This is a genomic window from Nesterenkonia sandarakina, assembly GCF_013410215.1.
GTDB lineage: Bacteria > Actinomycetota > Actinomycetes > Actinomycetales > Micrococcaceae > Nesterenkonia > Nesterenkonia sandarakina.
Map to the genome: position 1 here is coordinate 53,696 of NZ_JACCFQ010000002.1, position 24,804 is coordinate 78,499.

A 24,804-nucleotide genomic window follows, 5' to 3' on the forward strand; every position below is an offset into this window, starting at 1 on the left:
GGTCAATGTTCTGAGGTGCGGGCTAGCCGGATCCTGCCCAGGCGAGCCTCAAGGTTTCACGGGGTGACGGTCATCTGGTGAGCGTCGTCGAGCCGCGACGCGCAGCAGGTGAACCATCGGCACCACAAGTAGAACGATGGAGAACAGGCCCGTCAGTAAGATCCAGGCCGGTGCCGGCGAGAACTGCGGGATCGCGTGGGTCGCAAACAGGAATGCAAACGGTGGGGCGATCGCTGCTGGCCATGCGAGTGTGCCGGCCCAGCGATCGGTCATGGTCCATCGGGGGCCATTCCAGATCATGATCACTCCGGCAATCCAGCCCACCACCGGTACGACGAACCCGCCTAGTGATAGAACCAGCACAGAGAGCACGTCGTAGAAGAGGCTGCCATCGGTCCGTCCCCTGGGTAGGACACCAGCTTCTTCCCGCGCAGCGTCCGCAATCGACTCTGGGGTTCCCAGATCATCGAGCATCTGAAGCACACTGGCTTCATCGGGTGCCTGCGAGACGGCCTCAGAGAGGTGAGTGTCAATATCACTCAACAGCTCGGCGCGATGTCCCGCAGGTAAGTCGGAGGTGGCCTGTGTTAACCGTTCGCGGTAGTCGGCAATGAGCCGCTCAGCGTCGTTCATATCGGTCTTCCTCGAAGTAATCGGTGTAGTCATCGACGGGTTCACGCTTGGCCTTTCTGGAGCAGCTGATCCACGGCCTCCCGGAAGTGGACCCATTCCTCACGGAACGTCTCCAGAGATCGTTGCCCCTGGTCGGTCAACCGGTAGTACCGGCGCGGGGGGCCCGCGGGTGATTCCTGCCAGGTGGTGGCCACTAAGCCGTCGTCACGTAGCCGTGAGAGCAATGGGTAGATGGTGCCCTGGCTCGCAGCGAGAGCTTCGGTGTCAGCGAGATCGCTGACCAACTCGACGGCGTATCGTTCCCGCTCATCTAGCAGGGCCAGCACGCAGAAGACGACGGTGCCGCGCCGCAGCTCTGACATCGACTTCTTTGCTCGACCAGGTTCCATGTCATACAAAGTACCTGGTTGTCTCGACTTGTTACAAGATAAACTCCGCCAAGGACTACTGCGGACACCACGGGAGGCCGCGGGGGTTCCGTGGGCCCGACCTAAACGAAGAACGAAGGAGCAGGGTTTCCAGGTTCTCGACGATGCCCCGCGACGCGTCAGCACCACCCTGCGGCGCCCGCCGCTGCCGATCGCCTCGATACCAGCGAAGTCATGCTCCTGGCTTCAGTGCTCACGCAATGTCCCCCTACCCGTTGCGGCGGGAGATCTCCGGCAGTGGCCCGTGAGCCGATGATCCGATAATCAACCGTGTGGCGCGCAGCGGGCCACCGATCGCCTCTGAGGTTCTTGTGTCGTCGCAGGACTATCCTTTCCACTGCGAGATACGCTGGAGAAAGAAATACTGTGGATGAAAGCCTAACCGCCATGGCTTTCCTGCAAAGGAGATTGCGATGAGTAGAGACGGACGAATACGTAGAAGCGCTGTCGGTATGACGATGGCAATCGGCTTCGTCGTTGCGGGGTGCACCACAACTTCGGAGACCACCACGTCCACAGAGGAGTTCCGCGACATCGCTAGCATTGAGACCAACGTGGATGTCGACACCGAAGCAGAACTCGACGCTTTCCTTAGGTCTGGTGCGCCTAAGACGATCTACATGGATGAATCGGGGGAATTTAGCAAGGTCGAAGAAGGCAACCAGCGCCCCGATTTCCGATCATCAGAAGGTGGCCCGTGTCAGGTTCACGATCTGTGTCTGCCTGGTCGGTAGGCTCAGCGACCGGCCAGTCGCTGGGGCGTTAGCCCATCCGAGTTACCGATCGCCCCCGGACCAACGCACAGAAGTGTCACACATCGTTGTCTCAGCAGCTCGTTCATGCTCGCAGACACCGTCCACCAGGTCTCGATCACCGATTGGCTCGCCGAGGTCGATATCGGTCGGGACGACCTCATTCCCCGGGCAGTCGGCGGGGCCTTCTAGGGGTTCAACAGCCGCTTCAATGACGATCTGATCTTCACCGGTATCGACCTCGACATCGACAATCTCACCCGTTTCCCCGCTCGCACAACCGAGTCTCTGGATGCCAATCTCAATGACCTCATCATCTGGACTCGCCGAACCTGGGTCGCTGAGCTCCCCTGTCGCATGGCCTTCATAGCTGGGCTCCTCCTCGGCTAGCGTGCCAGAGGGTTCGGAGCTGTCTGGCGCTTCGCCTTCCCCACAACCGACGAGGAAAAGCGCCAGGGCGAAAAGTCCGGCTCTAGCGGTATGGGTGCGCATGCGGGACTCCCCATTGGGGTCAAGGGGTTTACTTCCAACTCGAGGGTAGGGGGCGAAGTTGAGACGTCTGCTATTCGCTGCGACCAAAAGGCCTCGACTACTGATCAGAGCAGTGCCCGTAAACGGATCGCCTAGTGTGCCGTGGAATCAGCAACGGGCACCGGCTGCTCCTTCCGTGCTGCAAAGAGAATCAGTCTTGAAGCCCCGTTGTCAGCAGTTGCACCGTGGATAGCCGGGAATCGACCGAGTGAGCTGAAGCCAAACGTCGCGTGCAATTGAATCGAAGCCGTGTTGTGTTCGTTCGTGAAGTAGTAGGCGTGGTCGCTGAGGGACCAGATCCAGTTCAGTCGTGTTTGGGTCAGTGCTGCCGCGACGCCTCGGCGGCGGTGGGTTGGGGTGACCATGACGCCTCCGAGGTAGTGACCGGCTGGAGAGCCGCTGTCGGGCTCTCTATGGGAGTGGGTCTTGGCGACGCCCACGAGTTCACCTTCTAGTTCCGCGACGAGGACCAATCGATCAGGCATTGGGACGAACACGTTCGGTTCCCAGCGTTCGCGGCCGCTGGCCACACTGATGCGCCGCGCGCTCTCGACGTCGTCTGGTGTTGCCGACCTGATCAGCACCAATTTATTCCTCCTGGCATCAGTGAACGCGTGCAAGCAAATAGACCCCGTTGGAGGGCTCAGTGATCCGTGCGGCACGCGCCCGATCGCTCAGCGAACGAGGTCGTGAGATCTTGTTCTGCTCTGAGTGGTTCCGTCGTGGCGATGGCCCATTCTTGTGGTCTATGTCAACGGACGCATGGAGTCGAGAACCCGGGTAGGCATCATGGTGAGCTGTTCGGTGAGGTCGACCGGAGCAAAGGCGGAATCGATGCAGGACTCCCAAAATTCGGTGTGCTTCGCATCGAGCCAGTGTGAGGACTCGTGAAGCTCGATACCGTCCTCACCCTGGACGCTGTACCAGTAGAGGTAGTCCACGCCCTCGATGGTCTCCGAGAAGATTGTTTCCACGTACATTTGCTCAGGTTCGAGAGTTTCCTGCACTGCCTCCATGTTGGATCGGAGGAAGTCCATCCATTCGTCTACTTGTTGCTTTTTTCCTGCTTGGACGCGGAATCGAGTGAGTTCAATACGCATGAATCAAGGGTCTCATGTGTAGTTGCCCTTGAGACAGGCTCTTGGGTGCTTCCCCACTGCCCGTAAGACGGTCGCCTACGGACATTCATCGTCCGGTTAAGAGCTGGATGCCTGCAGAGGATTTCCCTAGGCACTGGGCAGGATGAAAATCCCGTCGGGTCCCTCATGGACTGCTGGTGTGCCAGGCGCTAAGTAGACACTTACACACCATGGATCCCCTTGAAACGGCCTTAGGTGCCAGTTGGAGAACCGCTGATACAGGGTGAGCCCAGAGTCATGTGCCGCCTTGTCTTGATCTCTGGGACCGCCCCGCGATTCAGTTGATGTGCCAGTAACCAAGTGTCCTGCCGGGACCAGCAGCTGCGCCGCGGTCATGAATATCGCGTGGAGCTCATCTGCCGTCAGGAATGCCGGGACATTTCCAGCCATGAGAAGTCCCTCGTACTTCGCTGGAAGCCCCAGTTCTGTGAGTGTCTGTCTCGATACTTCCTTGGCATCGAGCTGGTGATACCAACTTGGGTTGAATAGATCCGTTGCGACGTCGAGGACTGGTTGGGAGGGATCGATGCCGTAGGCCGGATGGTTGCGGTGCCTCAGAGCGTTGACGGCGGTTCCGACCCCACACCCAATGTCCAGGAGTCGAGCCTGAGGCTGGACGAGCATGTCGATGAAACGGGCATCGGCTTCCAGATTCACCCCTGAGGTGACAAGTCTGCGCATCTTGGCGGCGTAAGAGGTGTAGTTCGAAGAAACTTCCATGGGGCAAGTGTGTCAGCAGCGTTCAGCGCAATAGCGTTCGAACGCAAGGACATGCTCCAGGGCTGCCCGCAGGCAAGCCGGATCAAATGCTGCCGATCAGTGCGGCAGGCCCGCGCTATCTCAACACCTTTAGCTGAACCCCTGCCGCAACCTCGCATCCGGTCTATGTCACCTGCCCACAGAGGGATCCCTCTGCGTGCATTGAGCCGCCGACTGGAATACGCGCGCCCTCAAGACCCCCGGCTATCGCACAACGGTCGCGATCGTGCACCGTACACTCCTTCATCTCCGAGTAGTTCGAGTCTGCGAGTCGCAGCGACAGTCGCCGCAGGACCGACCATACGGTGACCCTTGAGATCCACGGCCACCGACCGTCCGGCTCCGACTGGAAAATCTATGAAAAAGTAGAATTGAAGCGGACGTTTTGGGCTCGGCCGGACATGTACTAGGTGAGAAGGTAGTCACCTACCAGTGGAAAGAGCGCAAGATGACTGGCTCACCTAATGACCACAGCCAACCACCAGACGGCGATGATCCTCTAGACGTCCGATTGGCCTCTTCCGCGCCCAACGGCACGCCGGCGACCGATGAACTTCAAGAAGAGCTGAACAGGCTCTCCGCCGCAACTCGCGAGCAGGTCCAGGGGCGCCGCCGGTCTGGGCGGTCTCGTCTCTCACGTGGTGCCGCTTTGGGGCTCGCTGCCTTCGCCCTGCTGGGCACCGCCACTGCGGCAGTGGCCGTGGTCGAGCTGCGCGACTTCTGGTCGGACAGAGGAATAGAACCGCACGCGAGCTACAGCTTCGAGCTCCCCAGCGGCGCCGAATGCGAAGTAGAGCTCCGGATGCTCAGCATGGGCCCGCCTGGCGTGGAGAACACCGGGGACTACTTGATGACCGATGAACAAGACGCCTTCGCCCGCGAGATGTACTCAGATGCCCAGGCCAGAGTTGATGAGCTGGTGGAAACCGACAGGTTTCAGGAAACACTCGAGATGCAGAGAAATTTCCCTGGCGCTCCAGATACAACCGAAGACGACGCATACTTCCATGCTGTAGATACCGAGCTGTCCCTCAGCGTCACAGCCGATTACTACGACGCCATGGAAGAGATTCGCGTAGGCGGATACCTCATGGGGCACTCCTGCCCCGGAGCAGATTTCGAAGGTAGCCCACTGACCGAGTACAACGATATGGACGCCCACGAAGACACCGGTGGGGGTGTTGGTGGATGACCCATTCACGAGAATCCCCAGTAGAGACCGCGCTGCGAGCCAACTCCATCGACCTGTTGCACTACTTCGAGCGCCGCACCGACCGAGACGCGGCAGCAGATCTGATGGCCGAGACCATGCTCACCGCGTGGCAACGCGAGAAGGACCACCCCGAAGGTACTGAATCTTCCCGGATGTGGCTCTTCGGCATCGCCCGGAACGTCTTGAAGAACTCCGAACGAGGAGCTCGTCGTCGCCACCGGTTGGCCAGCAAACTCAGAAAGCTGTTGCACCCGGATGAGGCATCACACTCGGCCGATGACGGTGTCGAAGTCCGCGACGCCATCGAACAACTCGACCCCGCTCTGGCTGAACTGGTGAGACTTATCCACTGGGAAGGCTTCAGCATCAATGACGCCGGTCAGATACTGGGCCTCCCCTCCTCCACCGCGCGAGGAAGCTACCAACGGGCGAAGCAACAACTTCGAGAAGCTCTCGAACCCGGTAACTCAGAGGCCCAGCACTGCCCAGCCACGCTCCCCCACGTGGACCTCAACACCTTTACTGGGAATGAACGCGTGACTGGCATCGACTGAATGAACGCCTAATGCCACATCCGCCAATGACTCAGGGGCACCGAGTGCACGGTCGGAGTGGCTCGCACGACGCGATGCTATCCAAGCAGCCGAGATGTCCGCACGTAGGCCGAAAGGCTAGATCTTCCCGAATGTTTTAGTTGGTGTCACTATTTTTATAGGCCTCTAATACGACCATAAGGATTGCGCAATAATGTCACTACACCCCCACCACACCACCCCTTTAGCTATTGCGACACTTGCCGGGCTGTTGCTGACTGCCTGTGCTTCTGGAGGCGACGAAACCGTGGAAAATGCCTCCGTACAGTCAGCCACACCCACTGCGACATCTACCGCAGGCGCAGGTGATTCGACCGAGGCGTGGGACCCGGCTGATCCTGAGAATGAGCTAACAGTTCATTGCACTGACGCTGACGCTCTGAACGAGAACGAAGACCGCGAACCAGCAGGATGGCCACAGGACTGGGAAGAAGGTGAGCCGATGCCCGACCCTGAGTGTCACCCGGATTTCATCGAAGTAGAAAGCTGGGCTCTCTACGAAGAATTCCGGGCCTGCTGGGAGGGCTCAGAGACCAGCACTGCCGTGCGCGAACCCGACATGACAGACCAAGACACATACGAGATCTTATGGAGTCAGTCCCAGGATCGAGCGGAGTGGGAGATGCCTAGTGGCGAAGGCGCCCCTTTCGAGGGGGCTAGCGAGGAATGCATCGCGCTCTATGAGGACGGTCAGGACAGTAACGACATTTGATCGTAGACCCGTGAGACTCAAGTTCGCGGGGCGCTGATGGTGGCATCCAGTGTCCCGCACGAAGAAGGATCCTTTTACCGGGCACAGAATCCTCGAGCGGGGCGTCAGTGCTCGCAAGACGAGCTTTCACGGGCGAGAGTTAGATTTCCAATGCGGCTCATATCGGCTCGCAAGTGGCGTCGGCATTTCGCGGGGAGCTACTTAATGACTCTTAGATCCAGCAGCGCGAGGTAGGGGTCTCCGTCGAGACCCAAGCTTCAGCGAATGCGGGCTCGGTCTTGAGTCCAGAGGCTTTGAGGCTCCTGATCTCCTCCTGGAAAACAGAACCATGGCGCTGGAGGAGGATGTACTCCACCACCAAGTGCCGGAATGCTCTCTGTTCACGGATCGCTGTGGTGTGGATGAAGAACTCAACCAGGTAGACCTCCGACCGGAACGACACACACCACGCGCCAGCCTCTTTCCCATGCGGCCACTCCGCAAAATCCGGCTTGTGAGCAAAGCGTGCGGTGAGAGCATCGCGGACAACTCCGGGTTCTGGCGCGCAGATCAAGATGTCTAGATCCGATTCTGGAAGGTCGACATCCAACGGAACAGTGCCCGCCAGCGCCCACTCCTGGACACCGGTGATCGTGTCGAGGCCCAACGCGTCCAGAGTCAGAGCGGCCGAACGATGTCGTGGGTTTCCGTCCCGAAGATAGTCGGTGTCCAGGAGTTTCTTCTCAGCGTCACCCACCACGCTGGTGCCTGCTGTCCGTTGGGCGACAGAGAGGGCACTTGCGCTGCTCGTCGTCGGCTCATCCATGGGGGTCCACGGAGATGTCTTGGAGCTGCTTGTGGGCGAACCTGCGGACGCCTTCTTTGGTTTCGCTCAGACCCAGGACCTCGTTCTTGGTGAACCAGCGAACGTCGTGCACTTCGGATTCCAGTGCCGTGAGATCGGCGTGATCGTCAGCAACCAGGAGGTACATCGCATCCATGTGGATGCGCTCGACGTCCTTCGGTGACTCTGGAATGAGCTGTGCCGCCATGGCGAGCGGGGTCGGCAGCTGAACCTCTGTCGGGTCATCCAGCTCCAAGTCCAGAGCACCCGCCCCAACATGTCTGGCTCGCACCCCGGTCTCTTCGAGCACTTCTCGGAGGGCAGCATCTGCGGGGTATTCGTCCGGATCGACGTGCCCGCCTGGGGGGAGCCAGCACTCCAGGGTCTTGTGAAAGATCATCAGCATGCGGGTGTGGTCCTGGTTCACAACATAGCCCGTGGCGGTGAACTGTTTCTTCATACCGGCTGAGTACTCGATCAGACTGCTCATCATTCCAGCCTAGCTTCCGCCACGCCTTGCCCTTCTCTGCCCCAGAAAGACAACCGGATCCACTGCAGCACGACAGCCTCGAACTCTGACATCGCACAGGGAACTTCTTCAGAACACCTGCCCAGATGGTTCTCGTCCATCTCTTGAGGACAAATGGGCGAACAACTCGAACCTCGCAGAGAACCGTGCGTCGTAGCGCCTCGTGCAGATCACTGCGGCTGGGCGCGAGATCCTGGACCAGGCGTGGACAATAGCGCTGGCCGCAAATGACCTCAGTGACCCGGGACTCAGTTGGGACGAGAGCGTCGAGCTCAACCGATTGCTGCCAAGGTCGCCCTGGCCACGAAGTTGTAGTTTTGCCGCGGTCACGGCTGTTCTCGTTGAGCCTAGACACTGTTCGGTAGAGGATCCCTCTGCGGGCATCAAGTCTTGGAGTACATGAAAAGTGCCCGCAAGCCGGCCGTCTTACGGGCAAGTGCTACTTCGGGCGCTCCAAGATCGTGTTGCCCCCATTGTTACGACTCACGGCTGGAGAATCTCGCGGATTTGGCAATCGGGGGTTAGGTGTTCCATCTACTGCCCCAACCTCTGGGTCCCGAGACGACGGATCGCTGCTCCGCGGTGATGGTGACACCGGTCACAAACATGACGAACGCGTTCAATACACAGCTGTCTCACCGTCCGGTGATCCCGTAGATGGCCAGGCCGATGCCGAAAAGTATGAATGCGGCTCCGGCGACGACCGTGGTTATGGGTGTGGTTCGTCTGCCGACCGATTCCCCTAGGGATCCATAGATATTGTCATTAATGGACACCGCCACCCTGCGGACGTGGTGTTTCCTCGCAATGAGGAGAGCTCCGAGAAACAAGGGGACCGGGGCGAGCAGCAAGGCAGGTAGATACATGGGGTGGTCGTTCCGTTCCTGAGGTTTCACGTTCGCGCTCTCACGTTTGACCCCTGGGTGGCTTCTGGATGTGAGAGCGGCCAGGTTGAGTCCTTCAGGCGGTTCTTAGTGCACCCCACTGGGGCGACGTTCCTCGTACCTGAGTGTCAACCCAGGGCCTGTGCTTAGCCGTCGAAGATCCCCATAGCGATGAAAACTAAGCCGCAGACTATAGCGCCAACTGATGGGATAATAACTTGAAAGGGCGCAAAATGCAGTCCATCTTTGTCAGTATTATATAATCGGTTGTGACTATTCCTGGCAGATATGGCGATTTTTCTACGGTTTATTAATCCAAGTATCCCTAGTACGAGCACCGTTACGCCTATGGCAACTTCCAAGATCTAACCCTTTCCCTTGAGTTGGAAGCCTTTCACGCCGCAACATGAAACGCCACCACCGAAAACTGCCCGGCAAGACCCACTTCAGTCTCTTTGGCGTCCTAGTTGGTGGCGCCGTTGAGGTCGACTCGTAGGCTCTACGGGAGTCTGCTAGAGCTAAGAAACCTTCGGTTCCATCATTAGCAGCTTCTATAGTTGCGCCACTCACTGGCTCCGGCGATTCACCGGACTCTCCTGAGCTGCGACTGCTGAGCTGATGCCGGCTCGGGTCAAAGAGTTTTTGCCAAATCCTGCACAAAGGGATCCCTCAGCGGGCGTTGAGTTCTCCACTGGGATACGAGTGCCCGCAAGATGCCCTCCTATCGGGCAACGGGCGCGATCGGCTCACCGAACTGTGGGTCACATCGATTTGAGAGCGAGTCCGCTAGATCCAGCTGTGGCCGTCCCAGTTCCTTGGCGCGGGACGCCGCCAGCCTGGAATGATCAAGGTGCAAGGGAGATGCGTGAGCGCGGACGAGAGAACGAATTAAACACCCTTTAATCGCATAGATCTGTGCCATAGTGAGTATATGAAAACCAAATCATCAAAGGCCGTCACGGGCGCCTTTCCGATACTTGCGGTTCTTCTGGTGGCGACCTCATGTAGTGCAGCCGCCAGTGATACAACGTTCGAGGATGTCGCAGATCTCTCATCCTCCGTGGAGTCTGCAGGGCACGAATGCAACGCTATGACTAGCACGACGTACGACCTCGGAGAGCAGGCCATGTGCGCGGAAGGCCACTCGCTCACAGTGTGGGATGAAGAGGCCGACCCTGGGGAACTCGGCGAGGATGACGCCCTGGTCCAGGAAATGGAAGAGCAGGACCTGATTGAGCATTTGCGCGGAGCGAACTGGCACGTGATGTCCGTCGACGGCGACCTGCTAGATGAGATGCAGCAGAATTACGGTGGCCAACGCAATGAAGAAGGCGTTCCTGACCTCAACGACTAACTGAATCGCCGGGATCCCCCTCACAGCGTGCTACAGGGTTCGCCAGCAGCCCAGTGCTTCCTTGTCACTCCAGCCGACGAGGAAAAGTGCCAAGGTGATGAACCCGGCGCTGCGCGCAAGCCGATCCCTCAGCGTGCTCAAGCCCTCGAGTGGTGCCTCAGTAACCCCAAGACCGCCTGCCCTGCGCTTCTCATTGAAGTCGCGCGAGGGGTCTGGCTGTGTGTCTCAACACCAAATGTCACTCCTGGCGTTGCGGCTCAATTGGGCGGACCGCCTCCTTCCTGCCGCAGGAGGCACCCGCCCCCGACGAGAAATGCCACTCCCGCGACGACCACCCCGAGGAATCCGTACTGGGGCTCCCCAAGCGTCGCGAGACCTGACGCCAGAGGCGCCCCGATACCAACACCGACACTCGTTCCGCTGGCGAAGACCGTCATCATCGTGACCTTGAACTTCTCCGATACGGCCGCCCTCGTCTGGTAGTAGGCCTCACCCAGGACAGGAGACAGCCACAGCCCTACGACAGCGCACACCACGCACGATGCAGCGAACCCTAGGGATCCTGCGCTGAGCACAAGAACTCCGACACCGGTAAGCACCACACCCGCCACAGGGATCACCCAGGCGCCTCGCGCCCTGTCGGGTATCTGGGCCCAGACGAGACCACCGAGGATGCTTCCCGCCCCCATGACCCCGTAGACCAGTCCAACCAGGGCGGGAACCTCGAGCGCGGCGAAGACGGCGTTCAGCGATGCCTGAACGGAGCCGAAGACCAGACCGACAGAGGTGGCGAGCAACAGCGCCGCGGACGCGACCAGCGCGGGTCGGCGGACCTCCTTGGCATCTAATACAGACCTCGAAGGTGCACCTCGACGCCCGGGATGAGCTCCAGCGCCGGTCGCGACGTGGAGAGGCACCAGTCGCACGAATTCCAGGTGTATGACGAAGCCGACCAACGCCAGCCCGATCAGAGCCGTGCGTGGTTCGATCACACTCAGCAGCAGTGACGCGGTCACAGGCCCGATGACGAATGCAGCCTCAGATGAGGATGCTTCCCATGCCATCGCTGAACGCATAGCGGGAGGGTCCAATTCGCCAGCGTCAGCGCGCCTGGCCCAGGCCGCACGACCAAGTGCGCCGATTGCCGGGTTGGAAACACCTACGACGAACGCTAGGACCAAGAGCATCAGGGTGTCTTCGAGGCTGCCGAACTGCACTGCAAGACCAATAAGGGCTGCGGACTGAATCACCGCGATTAGCGTGACGATGAGTCGTGCGCCGAACCGGTCGATGAGCAGTCCGACGACTACACCGCTGGTCGCGGTTCCTAACGCGGCGGACCCGACAGCTGCTCCTGCCTGAGTCAGGCTGCCACCCCCGATGGGTATGGCCACCAGGAGCAGCATCGGTGTCATCGCGGTGGGGAGGCGGCCTAGCAGGCCGATGATCATGAGCGGGGCGCCGCCGGATCGGAAAAGGTGAAGAAGGCCTCGGTCGTTCGGTAGGGGCATCACGGACTCCATGCATAGCTCGGAGGCGCACTCCCGACCTCGCCGTGCGCTGTGATGCCCTCTGCGGTTCAGGTTACACGGGCAAAACAGTCAAGAGCCTCCCAGAAAGATCCGCGAGCCACAGCAACAGACGGAGGTCACTGCGCGACGCAAAGTGTCATCCCTCGCTGCCCGCTAGCCGATCCCTCAGTGTGCGTCGATCGCTGAACGGGAGTTGCGTGCACGCAAGCCGCCCGGCTTACGGGCAGGCTTTTGCCGCTACTTGGATAGCATGGCGCCATACGAGCCACTCCAACGGTGCACTCAGAACCTCTTTGGGATGAGAGGTCACCGACTTACCGAATCGACATCTGGCACCGGCCCACTAATGCCGATGGCTCTTGGGCTTTAGAGGCATACGTCTTGGAAGAGGCCAAAGACATCAGAGAAGTCCTCGCGTGGGTGGATGAACACGCCTCGGAAGGTCAGGTCGTGGAAGTCTTCGTTGAGACTGAGAACGAATCCGTTGGGTCCTTTCAGACTCCTCGAAAGGCTGCGCTCGTGAGAATTCTAGGAACCAGCCCCAACGAGAACGAGTCGTTCTTTGCTTCTTTTCGGAAGGTGTAGTTGCGAGGGTGCGGGGATTGCTCGAAGTCGTTTGAATTCGTGCACATTGGCCTGCTCCATGGGGATCGCGGACTCACCACGGCGAGCGTTCAACCAGAGCCCTGCGGGGCGACCCGGAGTCGGAACTCACTTGGGTTGATCAGTACTCACGGGGCGTGGCCGTAAAGCCAAGGTCGCACTAAGTCACTTGACCACCCGGCCAGCACTAGTTGGCAATATCTACGGTCGCGTTGTCGTCCAGGGTGCCCCCTACCGCGAACGCCCACTGTGCACTACGGGGGCCCTGCTCCGTCTCGATTTCCAGCCACCCTGCATACGAGGAGTCCGTAAGAACTTCATAGGCTTGTCCTTCTTCCGAGCAAGGCATAACCTCCTGTTCCTCACCGTCCAGGGAGAACGAGGGCCCGTGATCGGCGCCCTCACACCACACAAATACCGCGGTAGTCTCATTCTCTGGGGGCAACATTGTGCCTCCGCCGGAAGGGCCCGAGTTCTCGACCGCATACGCGTACCAGGATTCGAAACCCTGTTCCTCCAGAGCTGCTGTTGCCTCGTCCATACGTTCTTGTACGTCCTCGTCAGTCTCTGATGCTCCGGTGCCCGATTGCTCGGCACCTTCAGCACAAGACACGAGTAAGAGCGGGACGCTCGCAAGGCCTAAGAGTCGAGAGGTTCGCATACTTCATCGTCTCAAATAAGAACCCCGGGCGAAGCTCCATCCCTGGCCTTCGTGTCTCGATCGCCGGTGAGACCTCCTGTCGGATCCTCATTCAAAAAATTAATGGATGCTAGACCCGCGAGCCACCCCTCCGCGGGCATCGAACACTCAACCCGCCGATAGGTACGGGCGCAGTTGTCGCGTCTTGGCGAGTTGACTCCTTTTGATAACGCGATTTGTGTGTCGAGCCTGCGGCGTCGCACGCGGCCCCTGTCGCCCGAAGCAAAGGCTGCGCACCACCACCTGCTGCGCGGCGGCCCTTAAACGGAGTCATCACCTGGGCCTAGCATTTATCAGACTCGCTCTAGACGCCGTTGACTTATCGCACAGAAACCACTGGGTCCAATGTCTGGAAACTAAGTTAGCGATTAGTGAGCCTATCCACTCACATCCAGAACCTGCGAGCCCACTGAAATACACCTTGTGTCTGCCTGTGACTTATGACACAGTGCAGCTAAAGAAAACTGTACAAGGAAAAGAAAGCCGCAATCATGGGTATGAAATCCACTCTCGCTGCGATCAGTGTTTTAGGTCTCCTAACCACGGGATTCGTCTCGGAAGACGAGACTGTAGAATCTGATCCGCGCATACCAGGTGTTTCCGATATGCAACTTCTCAACGGCGGTCCCGTGAACTGCCTCGCTGGACATCGAGTTGGTGTCAGCAGCGTGCATTCGTCGAGCGTGTCTATTCAACATAGGTATATCAACCGAACGGGAAGCGTCCGAGTGCTCACCTCACCAACTTTTACGGACTACTGGAGCTCCAGGGGTCCATTCCAAAATGTATCGACGTGGCTTGTAGCGAGTTCAGGGAGCAACACCCTTATCCGCGCAAGCGCTGTGTGCTACACCGGATAGCGGCATGATGCATGCTTCGGCGCGATCACTAGTGCCCTTGACTGCCCTGCTGACGCTTCTGTCGTCCGGTTGCAGTCAGGAGCCAGAGACTACCGTCCCCGATGACCATGATGGGTCCGCTATTGATGCTCCTGAGTCTCAGGCTGAGCATTTCGAAAGACGGCAAGAATTCTACGGTTTAGGAGATCCACCAGAAGTATCCTCGGGGCCGGTCCTCTCACCCGAGGAGCAGGCTCAGCGAATCCCTGACTGCATGGCCGAACAGGGGTGGACTGTTGATCTCTACGAGGATGGATCGCTCGGCGGGTCTTATCACATCGATCAGGAAGAGCACTATAACGAGGCCATGTATGTCTGTGAGGTGCGCAACCCCCTCCATCCCGTCTTCTACGAAGAAATGTCCAGTGGAGTGTTAGAGGCCGAGTATCGGCATCTCACTGAGACAGTGAGTAAATGCATGGAGGATCACGGATTGGAGCCCAACGAAGCTCCCTCTCTGGAGGTCTTCATCGACGATTACCGAAATAGTGGGTGGCAGTGGAACCCCTACCGAGGGAAGGAGGAACAATTCTTAGATAACACCGACTGTGAAATGCGACCACCCTCAGATGTACTGATAGACGCCTACGAACAAGAGAGCTAACAACATCAGACATGGGGCTCCACTGTGTTGTACCTTGCCTTCGCAATACGCCCGCTGAAGGCATCCTTCCCTTGGAAGACACAGATTTCATCCCGGGTGCGTCCCATCGACGCGGCAAGGTCTGGTTGTCGCAACCTCTGACCTCGCGCTGCAGACTGTGTTGGTTTGTTCCAGCGGCACCTAAGCACTCACTGTGGCCATAATCTAAGGACTCCGTGGAGGCATACGACGCGTGATGGAAGTAACTGGCACGCCGAACCTCACCTCACGATGGCGTTCATGGGCAGTGTTCGTTGCTGTCATTGTTCTTGCCGTCGCGACTGGTTGGTGGGCCGCGTGGGCCACCCTTTCTCCTAGCTCTGGGGAGGCACCCGAGGTAGCGTCTACCAATGAAGTCTGGGCAGAAGCCACGACGAGCGCTGTGGGTCGATCGCTGAGTCTATCCACGACGGTTCAGCAGCCGTCTCGGGTGATCGGGATCAACCAGTTCAGCGGGATAGTCCGTCAGGTCAATCCCGGCCAGCGCCAGAACGGCGACATCGCCTACCTCGTCGACAACAAGGCAGTACGAATCATCGAATCAGAGGAACCGTTCTGGCGAGACCTCACTACCGGAACCACGGGGGCCGACGTAGAGGCAGTCCAGTCGTTCCTCAGCACAGAGGGATACCTCGAGGCGGAACCGTCCGGGACTTATGATTCCACGACAGCCCAGGCGGTCACAGCCTGGCAGTCCGATCTTGGTGTCCCCACTGGCGATGGTGCAATCCAGCTCGGGGAAATCGTCGCAGTCGACCGAACTCCCCTCGCTATCGAACTCGGAGAACAGATCCAGGTAGGGTCCCAGCTCAGTGGTGGCGAAGAAGCGATGACCGCGACCACTGGTGACCGGGAGTTCGTATTAAACGTGACTTCCGAGCAGGCCCGGCAGATCCCAGCAGATTCGACCGTGGAGATCACCCATGGTGAACACCGGTTCGAGGCAGTGGTCGACGAGGTCGCGGAATCCGGTTCAGAAGGAGCTGGCGGCCTGGTCGAGTACTCCCTCACATCCCCTACGCAGGACAGAATCTGTGGTGAGTACTGCGACACTCTTCCGGCTGGAGAGGAGATCACGTTGCGCTCCTCGGTGATCGTCAGCCCGCCTGTGGAAGGGGTCTCCGTGCCGGCGGCTGCGGTGCGTACCGATACTGACGGGGCCACCTATGTCAGTTCCCCTGACGGCGATATCCTTGTCGAGGTGATCGGTTCTGGCCAAGGTCTGGTCATCCTCGAAGGCCTCGAGGAAGGCACGCCGGTGAAAGTCTTTGCAAGCTCCACCCCCGGAGTTTCATCTGACTCCAGTGGCCCTGGGGAGCAGTGATGGCGCTAGCCATAGAGTCTCTCTCGTTCCGCTACGACCGCACAGAAAAGGACCTCTTCGGCGGCTTGGACCATACCTTTACGCCGGGACGCGTAACAGCGATCACCGGGTCCTCTGGTCGTGGTAAATCCACCTTGCTCTACATTCTGGGACTGATGCTCACCCCCACCCAGGGCACCGTCCGCTTACACGGACAGAAGGTCTCCACCTCCACCGATACCGACCGATCGAAAACCAGGGCGGCTGACATTGGATTCGTCTTCCAAGACGCCGCCCTGGACCCATCACGATCAATCCTTGATGCAGTGATCGAACCCGGACTCTACGCTGGGTGGCGCTCATCCGAGGCTCGAGCGCGCGGACGAGAGTTACTAGAGAGCCTCGGCTTAGCTCACAGAGCAACACATCGACCGGGAGAGATTTCGGGAGGTCAGGCACAACGAGTCGCCGTCGCCCGTTCACTCATCGCCGACCCCTCCGTGCTCTTGGCCGATGAACCGACCGGGAACCTCGATGCGGCCAACGCCCAATCGGTCCTCGAAGCACTCTCCCACACCACCGAACATGACCACCGGGGGGCAGCAGCTGGTCGAACCGTAGTCATCGCTACCCACGATCCCTTCGTCATCGACTTCGCCGACGAGGTCTTAGACCTATGAGGCCCTCGACGTTCTTCGCCGAATCGCTCAAGACAGCGTGGGCCAATAAAGTTCCCTCAGCCCTGATCATGGTCCTGGTAGCGGTCATGTGCGCGACCACGTTGGCCACCGTGGGGCGCACGGCCGCCGCGGAATCTCTCTTGGCCGATCGACTCAATTCAGCAGGCTCGCGGATCATCACGATTACTGAACCTGCCGCGAATAGTCAGGGTCTCATCAACCCCGCTACCGTCTCGCAAGCTTCCCACCTCAGCACCGTCGATCGAGCCATCGGATCACTAACCGCTATAGATGTTCTCAACGGCCCTATTGGAGACGGTGGCACACGCGTACCAGCCTGGGGTATCGAAGGCTCTCTGGAGGACGTCATGACCCTCACCGCAGGGAGATGGCCCATGCCCGGAGAAGCGCTGGTGTCCCACACCGCGATGGAAGATTTAGGTATGGACCATCCCGCGGGGTGGGTCCAATCCCCTGCCTCCGATTCCGGAGAAAACTGGTCGGTGGTCGGCATGTTCGAGCCGCGGCCCCCCTTCGAACGATACGACGCTGGAATCATCTACCCCACGGAACCAGAAACCAACGAACTCACGACCCTGCATGTCATCTCTACGAACAGCCGTGTAGTAGGCGCCACTCAAATGACTCTGCTCAGCATGCTCGATCCTCCAGCGCCGGACCACCTGACTGTTAATTCCCCAGTATCTTTGGCTGCTCTGCAGACAGAGCTCAGCTCCGACTTCACTACATTCAGTCGGGCCCTGCTCTTTGGCGTCTTCGGAACAGGCGGTCTACTGGTCGCCACGGTGACGCTTGCCGATGTGCTCGTGCGTCGGGCCGATTTAGGACGACGTCGAGCCCTCGGGGCCACCCGAACGATCATCACTGCCCTGGTGGTAACTCGCACCCTTATCCCCTCGTTACTGGGAGCGACAATCGGGGCCATCGTCGGCGTCGGCCTCACCATCGCCCTTGAGGCGATCCCACCCTGGGAGTTCGTTCTAGGGACTGCGGTACTCGCTGTGCTCACCACCACGCTCTCAGCGGTGGCGCCTGCTGTATACGCCTCACGCCAAGATCCCGTCCGAGTGCTCCGGACCCCTTAGCAAAGGCTGCTGTGCCGGCACCCCATTAGGCCATCTCGCCCTGTGGGGTCGAGGCAGCGGGAGGCCTCCTCCGAAAGCTCATCTTCTGAATACCGGCATGCCGGTTCCACTGGGTAGTCCATGTAGAGAACTTCACACCAACACAGGCGAGAGTACGCCCGTAAGCCGATCCTTCAGCGGGCAGTTCGTTGGCTTATTCGAAAGCTCTCAAGTGGTCTCGTCAGTCATGGCGCGCAACGCGGCGACATGACCGATATACGCTTTCCGACCATTTCTAGTCAGTGCCACTCGGACGTGGCTGCGTCCACCTTTGGAAAACCTCTCTACCTCCACGTACCCGGCTTCGGAGAGTTGCTTGAGGTGTTTGCTCAATACTGAATCTGCGACCTCAAGCGCGTCCCGTAACTGTGCGAACTCGGCCCACTGCAGAGGTGCCAGACTCGCGCAGATACGCAGACGAATCGGGGCATGGATCAATTCGTCGAACTGAACCTGTCTAGACGCAGCTTTCATGGGCGTCCTTGAGTCGATTCTTCAGCTCTGCCCGACGTGCGAGCGAGATGAAAGTCCAGGCGAGTGCGAAGACCACCAGCCACTTCGCAGCAACCTCCCCCCACGAATCCGGCACCCAGTATCCGCTCAAGAACAGGACCAAGTAGAACAACAGGAAATACCCCATATACGGCCTCGAGCGTTCGAGCACAGGGCGTCGTTTGGGCCGCTTCCTCATAACTAGGTGATACCAGAGGAACAATGGCACCGAGAGTGCACCCAGACTAAGAATCACCAACCACGGAACCGTGTTGACAAGCGCAGCGAAGGTCGCGACAAGCGCGACGAAGACGACCATGAATCCCCGTGGCGCGTCCGTAGACTCCACCATAGACCTGGAAGCACCGTCGGCGTCTGCCAGTGCCCGAGTCGGGTTGAACTCTGTGGACCGTGAGTCGTCACTCGTCATAACACCCTCTCTTTCCGTTGCAGAAAATCTAGTTTTTCCAGCCTGGAAAGTCAAGGATGAGGCGCAAGACGGGTGACTCCAGTCCGAACACGTAGTGCAGCGCGCCCACTTAACCTGCCCGTAAGCCGGTCCCTCAGCGTGCATCCGGCCCTCCACTGGAGTTTGAGCGCCCGCAAGCCGACCCCTCAGCGGGCTCATTGTGGTCACCGATCTATAGAGAAGCGAACCAGCCCGATAAGGTTTCGGTACGGTCGAAGGGACTCGTCAGACCTTTCAGGAGACTCCGAGCATGACAAAAACCCTCAACGCCCAACTCGACGCCATCCTTGCCGCACGAGACCGAGAAAACATGACGCCTACTCTTCAGGCTCTGTTACCCATTTACGAGCAGTATCCCAACAACCCCAGGGTGTTCTACGAGCTAGGAGGCGCCTACGACACTGCCGGGGAGGAAGCCACCGCACTCGGGTTGTATGAAGATGCAATGGCGGAGGGGCTCACTGGGGAAATTCGTCGCCGTTGCTACCTGCAATACGGCAGCACCTTGCGCAACCTTGGCAGGTTTGAGGACTCGAGTGCGGTCTTTTCCCGAGCACGTAGCGAGTTTCCTGAATCCGCAGCTCTGGCAGTCTTCGAGTCGCTCACGCTCCACGCTGCCGGGCGAGCCGCGACTGCTGTTGCAAGCCTGCTTACTCTTCTGTCGGACCGCTTGGACGACCCTGAACTCCACAGGTATGAACCCGCCATCCGGGACTATGCGCAGGATCTGTTCTCGCTCGATGCAGAAGCCGTGAGGCCTGCGCGGTAGCCGATCCTTCATCGGCCACGAATGTTCGAGCAGAACTGGATGCTGCCCCTTCGTCGTAGTCTGTGATGATGCGCCACTTCGCTTCTGTCTCCGCCGGTGTGCTGCTCCTCTCCTCTCTTGTCGCATGCGGCGATCAATCATCGACCGCGACGCCGGAGATTGACGCCTGGCTCCAGGGGCAGATTGACACAGTTGATTCGCTTCCTGAGAGCCACGGGATGATGTCGGCGCGCGAGACGGCCGGCGCTCCGTACAGGGAAGGCGAGGGTATTCGGATCGACTACGCGGATTCCCACGAGGTTCGGACGATCAGCTTCTCCTGCTTCGGTTCAGGATCGATGCATCTGCGCCTCGATCTTGAGAAAGTCGGTGGCGCCCAAGGCTTTGACGGAGATTCCTACGAGTGTGACGACAGTCCCCACGAGCTCGACCTATCTTCTATGGACCTCGGGGACGTCAACGCAGTAGAGGGGCAGGGTTACGGGGCGTCTGAGTCGGGAGCTTGGTCCGTTGTGGTCGAGGCTACGCCGGAGTGACGGCGCGTAAAGGCCTTTGATCAGGAGATGCCTTCACAGTTCGCCCGCCGAGGGGTTGCTCACCCGTGACGAACCACTCCAAAAATGCGTGCACGATGAGGGATCCCTCAGAGGGCATTCAGCAACGCGCGGCGATCGCTGCATGAGGTCGCTGACCGGCAGTCTTTCGGACATGGGATTCGACCACATCGAAGCCGGCCGCATTCAACTCAGTGCAAAAATCATCGATAGGCCACCAATACGCTGGCGTGACAGCATGGGCGAATTTCTCCACCGTCGGGCCCTCGAAAAAGCCAACCAGCAGCGTGCCTCCTGGCTTGAGAACCCGGCTGAACTCCAGCAAGGGGACTTGGATGGCTTCGGGCTCATAGTGGATGAGGGAGTACCAGGAGAGAATTCCGCCGACTGAACCCGGGTCGGCATTGAGGGAGTCGAGGCTACCGGCGGTGAAGTCCGTGGCCGGATATGCATGCCGGGCATGCTCGATGAACTCGGGGACCAAGTCGATTCCGCGGATAGAAGTTCCTTGATCGGCCAAAAAGTTCGTCCAGTGACCCGGACCGCATCCGACGTCAATCACATCACCGGCGTCGCGGGCCCAAGTAGAGACAAGCTGGCGGTCCGCGGGGTGTACGGCGGCCATTGATCCCAGGAGTTCGATGTACTCCGTCGATCTACGTGAGTACGCTTCTCTGCTCGTTTCGTTGGCCATACGACCGAGTCTAAGTAGTGCTGACTTTCGCGCCCGTAAGCCGGTCGTTCACCGGGCACTCCCCCACCCTCAACCAAGCTCCTGCAGACTCGCGCCGCGAGGAGAACGTTTAACCCGCCCGAATAAGAGCACGGTCAAGGGGACTCAAATGAAACACCGCGATACTCAGAAAATCAGGTACTCCCCGTTGATCCTTGCCTCCACTCTTGCGGATCCATGCCGTTTCGAAGGATCCGGACAGAGGCAACACCTGAGACTTTCCGGGCGGCACCTTCTTAGCTGTGTACGAGCCGTTGAAAGAACAGGAGTCCAGGCGGATACGTTTACCTGTCTGAAGTTGCCCGTAAAGTGAGGCGCACTGCATAGAGTGGGAGGGTCGGACTGACAAATGCCTACACGTGGTTAGTGTCAGGGCGCCGGCGGCATCCCGGACCAAACCGAGGACAGGACCTGCCATGACCGCAGAAACTAGTAGCACGTCACCTGAGAACACCCTAAAGGTGCGCGAGGATGCCGAACCCGTTCGGTTCACTATGAACGAAGGCGAAGCGCGAATAACGTCTCCGGGCCAACCGAATTGGGTTGGTGAGGATTTTGGCAGGGCAGTACTACGCTCACGAATCGAGCCCTGGTTAACGTCTCTAGTTCAAGCTGACCACTTAAACCTTCTGATCGGATCAGGACTCACCCGAGGCATCCACCAGATAGCCGGAGCACACTCTCCCGCGAGTATGAGCGCAGGAAAATTTGAGTCATTCAGCGAACAGATCGCCGATGCCGCAGAGACATCGGCTAAGGCCGCAGGACGGAGTGCGTCCAATATAGAGGATGAGATACGTACAGCAAATCAGCTCTTTCGCGGTTTAGAGATTCTAAAAGACGATGCCGCCGACGACCTAGGATCTGAAATATCGAGCGTCCTGGAAATGTTTGCTAATTCGATTCTGGAAGGTGAACGAAATCTAGCACTAGCTGATCATGTTACACGGGAGGAAGCATTCACGACTCTGGCATCCTTCCTAATGAGCTTCTGCAGCCGAACTGGAACTCGGGATCGCCTCGGCCTCTTCACCACTAACTACGATCGCTTAGTAGAAGTCGGAGCCGAACTCGCTGGGCTACACCTCATTGACCGTTTTGTTGGGACCATATCTCCTATCTTCAGATCTTCCCGAGTCGATCTAGACCTCCACTACAACCCTCCCGGCATCAGGGGAGAACCGCGTTTTGTCGAAGGAGTTGCTCGCTTCACCAAGCTACATGGCTCTCTAGATTGGATTGAGACCAAGGATTCCATACGAAAAGTTGGCCTCCCGTTTGGGGCTTCCCGCTTAGATCCTTACCTCGCAGTGCCAGGGTATTCTGACGCCGAGTTCCAACGACTGATGATCTATCCCAACGCAAGCAAAGACCGAGAAACAGCGGACTTCCCCTACGTTGAATTGTTCCGCGATCTCGCTGCTGCAGTAGTTCGGCCCAATGCCGTCACCGTCACCTACGGATACAGCTTCGGAGACGAACACATTAATCGAGTACTTCAGGACGCCCTCACGATCCCCTCCACACATCTGGTGGTCATCTCGTACGGAGATGAGCTTGGTCGCATCCAGGACGCTTTCAACTCATGGGGTCACAAGTCGCAGATGTCTCTACTCATAGGACCGGAACTAGCAGACTTAGAGACTTTAACCACCCACTACCTCCCGAAACCGTCGATCGATCTGGCAAGCCGGCGTATGGGGGAGTTAATACGACAGAGACACGGAGAACCCAGCCACCTTGGCATCAATAATCATCGCGAAAACGAGGAGTCGAAGTGAGTGTCACTCCAATGGCGTTCGCGGACTCTCTTCAAGTTGGCCATATTGAGTTTGTGTCGCCCGACAAAATTGAAGTCATGCTTGATATTCAGGCACCCGACGCGACGGCGATCAACACAGGAACACCCAGCTCGTTTCCTCGTGTCAATGCCTATGTCCTCGTACCTATCGAGGGTGGTTTCACAGTAGGACAGATCGAGTGGATCACGGTTGAACGAACTCCCCACCCCCAGCGAAAGGGCGCGCGCGACTTTGGATTGGTCGATGTCCCTTACCCGATGCGAAAGCTGAGCCTCAGCCCGGTTGGCGTTCTTGCTCTGACAGTTTCGTCGGATGGTATAAAACGCTTCAAGTTCAGCAGAGGTATCCGTGCATTCCCTACCGTTGGGGATCCGGTGCTTCTTCCGACCACCGCTCAACTAAAAGCGATAGTCGAATCCGGTGACCGAAGACGGGTCAACATTGGTACGAGCCCGTTGGCTGCTGACGCAGAAGTCACCGTAGATCCCGACCGTATCTTCGGACGACACCTAGCCGTACTTGGTAGTACGGGTAGCGGGAAATCTTGTTCCGTTGCCGGCCTCATCCGTTGGTCTCTCGAAGCAGCCGCGGCACAGCGAGGCCCGGAGGAGAAGAGTCAACCAAATGCACGGTTTATCGTTCTTGACCCGAACGGTGAGTACTCTCAGACGTTCAAGGATCTAAACGCCAAGGTCCTATCGGTTGCAGCTGACGGCGACTCTGATCAGCTGAGCGTCCCCTTATGGTTGTGGAACACGGAGGAGTGGGCGTCCTTCACACAGGCGACCCCAAAGACGCAACGTCCAGTGCTAACTCATGCACTGCGTGCACTGCGAGATGGGCAACTGGATGCTGAGCCCTCCCCCAGTCACGCGATGCGCAGATATCTGCGCACCGTCGAATCCACGATTCATGTTGAGTACAAAAGAGGCAGTCCCTGGGGAGAGTTCCCTAGACCCAAGAATTTTACTGAGAAGCTTATTAATCTTCGTAAAGGATTCATTGACGATCGGACATTCACGCCTCACGAAAGTCAGTGTCTCAATGACATGTCTCAGTATTTCCAGCAACTAATTGACGCTCGATCTGGCCAGTACCCTACATACGATGCCAGCCTCCCAGAGACAAGAACACTCCTAGAGAAGATTCGCACTGCCCATCACGCCTTCGGTGGATCAGATACTGAGACGCGGCCGATAGACGCAGACGTCCCTCGCCATTTCACTGGTGACCAATTCGTGAAGAGCCTTGAAGCCCATGCGGAACTCCTTGGCGTCACAGAGTATGTAGAGACACTGCTCATGCGGGTGCGGACCTTACTTGCGGATTCAAGGCTTCAACCGGTCATCGGGGACACGAACCAGCTCGACTTACAAGCCTGGCTCGAGACCAACCTCGGTGACCACTCAGGTCCAGGCGTGACGGTGATCGATTTGTCACTGGTGCCAACCGAGGTCGTGCATATCGTGACCTCCGTGATCGCGCGTTTAGTTCTCGAGGCATTACAGCGGTATCGAAAAGCTCAGGCCGGCAACACCCTCCCAACCGTGCTGGTCATGGAAGAGGCGCACACCTTCATTAAGCGCTACATCTCGGATAACGAAGTTAAATCGGCGCAGGAAACTTGTTCGCACACGTTCGAGAAGATTGCGCGAGAAGGTCGCAAGTTCGGCCTAGGACTGATCCTGTCTTCTCAACGTCCCAGCGAACTCTCCCCAACGGTGCTGTCACAGTGCAATACGTTCCTCCTGCATCGTCTCAGCAACCACACAGACCAAGACCTTGTGCACCGACTAGTGCCGGACAATATGCGAGGCCTTCTACGCGATCTCCCTTCACTACCTTCCCGGAACGCAGTCCTTCTCGGTTGGGCGTCGGAGCTACCTGTCGCCGTAGAGATAAGAAACCTCGCACGTCAGCATCGTCCAAGATCAGACGATCCTGATTATTGGAATGTCTGGACCGGAAAATCTGACTCAGGTGAAAAGGTAACGAGGGAGGTTGACTGGGGCTCCATCAGTCGCGAATGGCAACAAGGCTCGTAGCCGCGCATCTCGGTTCCCGGGGCCGAGACGCGTGGGGCCTGTCCGAATACCCATGTTGGCCTGCTACCTCTGGTCAACCAGAACT

24 protein-coding genes are annotated in these 24,804 nt (G+C 58.4%); 12 read left to right on the forward strand and 12 right to left on the reverse strand.

The features are described from left to right. Nucleotides 1–48: 48 nt before the first annotated feature. From HNR11_RS13580 to HNR11_RS13605, 6 genes are all read right to left on the reverse strand, one after another. Nucleotides 49–633 carry an HAAS signaling domain-containing protein gene (locus HNR11_RS13580; protein ID WP_179443082.1) on the reverse strand — a complete coding sequence of 195 codons (585 nt, stop codon included), beginning with the start codon at nt 631–633 and terminating at the stop codon, nt 49–51. Nucleotides 634–674: 41 nt separating this feature from the next. After that, nucleotides 675–995, reverse strand: a complete 321-nt coding sequence (locus HNR11_RS13585; RefSeq protein WP_246310691.1) for a PadR family transcriptional regulator — start codon at nt 993–995, stop codon at nt 675–677. Between the two features lie 842 nt (nt 996–1,837). Next, entirely contained in the window at nt 1,838–2,305 is a 468-nt protein-coding gene (locus HNR11_RS13590; protein ID WP_179443084.1) for a hypothetical protein, read from the reverse strand. Between the two features lie 131 nt (nt 2,306–2,436). Next, nucleotides 2,437–2,928: a GNAT family N-acetyltransferase gene (locus HNR11_RS13595; RefSeq protein WP_179443085.1), complete on the reverse strand. Its 492-nt coding sequence runs from the start codon at nt 2,926–2,928 to the stop codon at nt 2,437–2,439. 162 nt (nt 2,929–3,090) lie between these two features. Beyond that, nucleotides 3,091–3,444 (reverse strand): DUF6176 family protein, encoded by a 354-nt coding sequence (locus HNR11_RS13600; protein WP_179443086.1) that lies wholly within the window; start codon nt 3,442–3,444, stop codon nt 3,091–3,093. Between the two features lie 126 nt (nt 3,445–3,570). Further along, nucleotides 3,571–4,203, reverse strand: a complete 633-nt coding sequence (locus HNR11_RS13605; RefSeq protein WP_179443087.1) for a methyltransferase domain-containing protein — start codon at nt 4,201–4,203, stop codon at nt 3,571–3,573. Nucleotides 4,204–4,936: 733 nt separating this feature from the next. On the opposite strand from HNR11_RS13605, the gene HNR11_RS13610 reads away from it, so the two are divergent. From HNR11_RS13610 to HNR11_RS13620, 3 genes are all read left to right on the forward strand, one after another. Next, nucleotides 4,937–5,434 (forward strand): hypothetical protein, encoded by a 498-nt coding sequence (locus HNR11_RS13610; protein WP_179442765.1) that lies wholly within the window; start codon nt 4,937–4,939, stop codon nt 5,432–5,434. Next, entirely contained in the window at nt 5,431–6,009 is a 579-nt protein-coding gene (locus HNR11_RS13615) for an RNA polymerase sigma factor (protein WP_179442766.1), read from the forward strand. Before HNR11_RS13610 ends, HNR11_RS13615 begins: the two co-directional genes overlap by 4 nt. Nucleotides 6,010–6,202: 193 nt before the next feature. Continuing rightward, complete coding sequence (locus HNR11_RS13620; RefSeq protein ID WP_179442767.1) at nt 6,203–6,760, forward strand: hypothetical protein; 558 nt, start codon at nt 6,203–6,205, stop codon at nt 6,758–6,760. A 211-nt stretch (nt 6,761–6,971) separates the two neighbouring features. On the opposite strand, the gene HNR11_RS13625 is transcribed toward HNR11_RS13620, so the two are convergent. Then, the gene (locus HNR11_RS13625) at nt 6,972–7,565 is read right to left on the reverse strand and encodes a DUF4269 domain-containing protein (RefSeq protein ID WP_179443088.1); all 594 of its coding nucleotides are present in this window, start codon (nt 7,563–7,565) and stop codon (nt 6,972–6,974) included. Continuing rightward, a complete protein-coding gene (locus tag HNR11_RS13630; RefSeq protein WP_179443089.1) occupies nt 7,558–8,073 on the reverse strand; it encodes an NUDIX hydrolase in 516 nt (171 codons plus the stop codon). The genes HNR11_RS13625 and HNR11_RS13630 overlap by 8 nt, the downstream gene beginning before the upstream one ends. A gap of 1,854 nt (nt 8,074–9,927) precedes the next feature. On the opposite strand from HNR11_RS13630, the gene HNR11_RS13635 reads away from it, so the two are divergent. Beyond that, a complete protein-coding gene (locus HNR11_RS13635) occupies nt 9,928–10,350 on the forward strand; it encodes a hypothetical protein (protein WP_179443090.1) in 423 nt (140 codons plus the stop codon). Nucleotides 10,351–10,607: 257 nt separating this feature from the next. On the opposite strand, the gene HNR11_RS13640 is transcribed toward HNR11_RS13635, so the two are convergent. Continuing rightward, nucleotides 10,608–11,801: an MFS transporter gene (locus HNR11_RS13640; protein WP_179443091.1), complete on the reverse strand. Its 1,194-nt coding sequence runs from the start codon at nt 11,799–11,801 to the stop codon at nt 10,608–10,610. A 2,281-nt stretch (nt 11,802–14,082) separates the two neighbouring features. Here HNR11_RS13640 and HNR11_RS13645 point away from each other — a divergent pair. The 4 genes from HNR11_RS13645 (at nt 14,083) to HNR11_RS14390 (ending at nt 17,816) form a co-directional block, all read left to right on the forward strand. Beyond that, nucleotides 14,083–14,688 carry a hypothetical protein gene (locus tag HNR11_RS13645; RefSeq protein ID WP_179443092.1) on the forward strand — a complete coding sequence of 202 codons (606 nt, stop codon included), beginning with the start codon at nt 14,083–14,085 and terminating at the stop codon, nt 14,686–14,688. A gap of 469 nt (nt 14,689–15,157) precedes the next feature. Further along, entirely contained in the window at nt 15,158–16,051 is an 894-nt protein-coding gene (locus tag HNR11_RS13650) for a peptidoglycan-binding protein (protein WP_179443093.1), read from the forward strand. After that, a complete protein-coding gene (locus tag HNR11_RS13655) occupies nt 16,051–16,710 on the forward strand; it encodes an ABC transporter ATP-binding protein (protein ID WP_179443094.1) in 660 nt (219 codons plus the stop codon). The genes HNR11_RS13650 and HNR11_RS13655 overlap by 1 nt, the downstream gene beginning before the upstream one ends. Before the next feature lie 656 nt (nt 16,711–17,366). Beyond that, nucleotides 17,367–17,816, forward strand: a complete 450-nt coding sequence (locus tag HNR11_RS14390; protein ID WP_425488280.1) for an ABC transporter permease — start codon at nt 17,367–17,369, stop codon at nt 17,814–17,816. Nucleotides 17,817–18,023: 207 nt separating this feature from the next. On the opposite strand, the gene HNR11_RS13660 is transcribed toward HNR11_RS14390, so the two are convergent. Next, nucleotides 18,024–18,329 (reverse strand): transcriptional regulator, encoded by a 306-nt coding sequence (locus HNR11_RS13660; RefSeq protein WP_179443095.1) that lies wholly within the window; start codon nt 18,327–18,329, stop codon nt 18,024–18,026. Further along, entirely contained in the window at nt 18,313–18,777 is a 465-nt protein-coding gene (locus tag HNR11_RS13665) for a hypothetical protein (protein ID WP_179443096.1), read from the reverse strand. Before HNR11_RS13665 ends, HNR11_RS13660 begins: the two co-directional genes overlap by 17 nt. Before the next feature lie 289 nt (nt 18,778–19,066). Between HNR11_RS13665 and HNR11_RS13670 the strand changes: the two genes are divergently transcribed. Together HNR11_RS13670 and HNR11_RS13675 are read left to right on the forward strand one after the other, a co-directional pair. After that, nucleotides 19,067–19,585: a tetratricopeptide repeat protein gene (locus HNR11_RS13670; protein ID WP_179443097.1), complete on the forward strand. Its 519-nt coding sequence runs from the start codon at nt 19,067–19,069 to the stop codon at nt 19,583–19,585. 68 nt (nt 19,586–19,653) lie between these two features. Then, nucleotides 19,654–20,121 (forward strand): hypothetical protein, encoded by a 468-nt coding sequence (locus HNR11_RS13675; RefSeq protein WP_179443098.1) that lies wholly within the window; start codon nt 19,654–19,656, stop codon nt 20,119–20,121. 118 nt (nt 20,122–20,239) lie between these two features. Here the strand turns inward: HNR11_RS13675 and HNR11_RS13680 are convergent, their stop codons facing one another. After that, nucleotides 20,240–20,833 (reverse strand): class I SAM-dependent methyltransferase, encoded by a 594-nt coding sequence (locus HNR11_RS13680; protein ID WP_179443099.1) that lies wholly within the window; start codon nt 20,831–20,833, stop codon nt 20,240–20,242. A 455-nt stretch (nt 20,834–21,288) separates the two neighbouring features. Between HNR11_RS13680 and HNR11_RS13685 the strand changes: the two genes are divergently transcribed. Continuing rightward, nucleotides 21,289–22,653 carry an SIR2 family protein gene (locus HNR11_RS13685; RefSeq protein WP_179443100.1) on the forward strand — a complete coding sequence of 455 codons (1,365 nt, stop codon included), beginning with the start codon at nt 21,289–21,291 and terminating at the stop codon, nt 22,651–22,653. Then, the gene (locus HNR11_RS13690) at nt 22,650–24,719 is read left to right on the forward strand and encodes a helicase HerA domain-containing protein (protein WP_179443101.1); all 2,070 of its coding nucleotides are present in this window, start codon (nt 22,650–22,652) and stop codon (nt 24,717–24,719) included. Before HNR11_RS13685 ends, HNR11_RS13690 begins: the two co-directional genes overlap by 4 nt. Nucleotides 24,720–24,804 lie beyond the last annotated feature (85 nt).

Bases quoted from the DNA above. Each gene is read 5' to 3' on its own strand.
- HNR11_RS13630 (WP_179443089.1), bottom strand. From the start codon at position 8,073: ATGAGCAGTCTGATCGAGTACTCAGCCGGTATGAAGAAACAGTTCACC.
- HNR11_RS13640 (WP_179443091.1), bottom strand. From the start codon at position 11,801: ATGATCATCGGCCTGCTAGGCCGCCTCCCCACCGCGATGACACCGATG.
- HNR11_RS13685 (WP_179443100.1), top strand. From the start codon at position 21,289: ATGACCGCAGAAACTAGTAGCACGTCACCTGAGAACACCCTAAAGGTG.
- HNR11_RS13620 (WP_179442767.1), top strand. From the start codon at position 6,203: ATGTCACTACACCCCCACCACACCACCCCTTTAGCTATTGCGACACTT.
- HNR11_RS13660 (WP_179443095.1), bottom strand. From the start codon at position 18,329: ATGAAAGCTGCGTCTAGACAGGTTCAGTTCGACGAATTGATCCATGCC.
- HNR11_RS13605 (WP_179443087.1), bottom strand. From the start codon at position 4,203: ATGGAAGTTTCTTCGAACTACACCTCTTACGCCGCCAAGATGCGCAGA.
- HNR11_RS13590 (WP_179443084.1), bottom strand. From the start codon at position 2,305: ATGCGCACCCATACCGCTAGAGCCGGACTTTTCGCCCTGGCGCTTTTC.
- HNR11_RS13635 (WP_179443090.1), top strand. From the start codon at position 9,928: ATGAAAACCAAATCATCAAAGGCCGTCACGGGCGCCTTTCCGATACTT.
- HNR11_RS13675 (WP_179443098.1), top strand. From the start codon at position 19,654: ATGCGCCACTTCGCTTCTGTCTCCGCCGGTGTGCTGCTCCTCTCCTCT.
- HNR11_RS13680 (WP_179443099.1), bottom strand. From the start codon at position 20,833: ATGGCCAACGAAACGAGCAGAGAAGCGTACTCACGTAGATCGACGGAG.
- HNR11_RS13615 (WP_179442766.1), top strand. From the start codon at position 5,431: ATGACCCATTCACGAGAATCCCCAGTAGAGACCGCGCTGCGAGCCAAC.
- HNR11_RS13585 (WP_246310691.1), bottom strand. From the start codon at position 995: ATGTCAGAGCTGCGGCGCGGCACCGTCGTCTTCTGCGTGCTGGCCCTG.
- HNR11_RS13665 (WP_179443096.1), bottom strand. From the start codon at position 18,777: ATGACGAGTGACGACTCACGGTCCACAGAGTTCAACCCGACTCGGGCA.
- HNR11_RS13580 (WP_179443082.1), bottom strand. From the start codon at position 633: ATGAACGACGCTGAGCGGCTCATTGCCGACTACCGCGAACGGTTAACA.
- HNR11_RS13655 (WP_179443094.1), top strand. From the start codon at position 16,051: ATGGCGCTAGCCATAGAGTCTCTCTCGTTCCGCTACGACCGCACAGAA.
- HNR11_RS14390 (WP_425488280.1), top strand. From the start codon at position 17,367: ATGCTCGATCCTCCAGCGCCGGACCACCTGACTGTTAATTCCCCAGTA.
- HNR11_RS13625 (WP_179443088.1), bottom strand. From the start codon at position 7,565: ATGGATGAGCCGACGACGAGCAGCGCAAGTGCCCTCTCTGTCGCCCAA.
- HNR11_RS13670 (WP_179443097.1), top strand. From the start codon at position 19,067: ATGACAAAAACCCTCAACGCCCAACTCGACGCCATCCTTGCCGCACGA.
- HNR11_RS13600 (WP_179443086.1), bottom strand. From the start codon at position 3,444: ATGCGTATTGAACTCACTCGATTCCGCGTCCAAGCAGGAAAAAAGCAA.